The 754-nt window shown below is 60.2% G+C and carries 1 protein-coding gene; it reads right to left on the bottom strand.

Annotation, left to right across the window (positions count from 1 at the left end):
- Positions 1–754: cadherin repeat domain-containing protein (locus CX664_RS24805; protein WP_146000348.1), on the bottom strand; the 754-nt coding region annotated here is incomplete at both ends.

Here is a 754-nt window from a genome sequence, read left to right as displayed (position 1 = left end):
GGTGAAGGCCAGGTTCAGGGTCTGCAGGGTCATGGAGTCGTTGTTGAATGCCTGTGTGGCCAGCACTTCACCGGAGGTTTCATCAATCACGTCCACCTGACCGGACACCGGCCCGTCCGACCAGGCAGCACCATGATCCAGGCTCAGACTGTAATTGATGTCCGGATGGCCCTGAATCACCTGTTCCACGACGCCGTCTGACGCACCACCTGCGCCGATACCATTAAACGCCAGGCGATTATCATAGAGCTCCACCGATCCGGTCATGGTCCAGTGTTCGTCGGTGGTGAAATCGCCGTTACGCACCAGGTTGGTGTCCAGCTGCAGATCCTGGTAGGGATCCTGCGCCACCGACACGGTGTAGGGTTGTTCGCTGAAAGCACCGTACGCATCGGTCACTCGCACGGTCAGCTGATGGCGGTCAGCACTGTCGTGATCCAGGGCACCGGCGACACTGATTGCGCCGGTATTGGCATCAATGGCAAACAGACCACCGGCATCGTCAGTGAGGCTGAAGGTCAGGCTATCACCATTGGCGTCACTGGCCGACACCTGCCCCACCACGGTGCCCGGCTGGGCGCTCTCACTGATGCCCAGCGGGGTCACGAAGGACTGCAAGTCGTCGCTCTGGGCGAGCTGGTAAAGCTCACTGATGTCGCTGGCCGACAGGGTGCTGTCAAGGATCATCAGGTCCTTGATGGTGCCATCCGTGGCGGTATCCTGTGGCCAGTTACTGGCACCGACCAGGTTGCTG

Source organism: Endozoicomonas acroporae (genome assembly GCF_002864045.1).
GTDB lineage: Bacteria > Pseudomonadota > Gammaproteobacteria > Pseudomonadales > Endozoicomonadaceae > Endozoicomonas > Endozoicomonas acroporae.
The sequence above is the reverse complement of the archived record's forward strand: the minus strand, read 5'-3'. Positions and strand labels throughout refer to the sequence as shown.